The sequence below is a fragment of the Streptomyces colwelliae genome (genome assembly GCF_048158785.1).
GTDB lineage: Bacteria > Actinomycetota > Actinomycetes > Streptomycetales > Streptomycetaceae > Streptomyces.
Window position 1 is genome coordinate 1 of record NZ_JBLTJC010001108.1, and the last position, 249, is coordinate 249.

Below are 249 nucleotides of genomic sequence, written 5' to 3' on the forward strand. Positions count from 1 at the left end.
GCACAGCGGGAGGGGCGTACGCAACTGGCGGCTGAGAGGGGTTTGTTCGTGCCTGCTTTCTCGCACAGCACCGCATCGGCAACGGCAACGGTAACGACGGCGATCGAGGTTCCACCGTCGCTCTCTCTCCCGGTGATCGAGACGGCGTTTCCCCGGCAACTGCATCCGTATTGGCCGACGCTCCAGGAGAAGACACGTGTCTGGCTGCTGGAAAAGCACCTCATGTCGGGGGACAAGGTAAGGGAATAT

At 61.4% G+C, this 249-nt stretch carries 1 pseudogene; it reads left to right on the forward strand.

The features are described from left to right. Positions 1 to 48: 48 nt before the first annotated feature. Positions 49 to 249 (forward strand): annotated as a pseudogene (locus tag ACNFOC_RS56045) (multidrug MFS transporter); the annotation flags it as partial.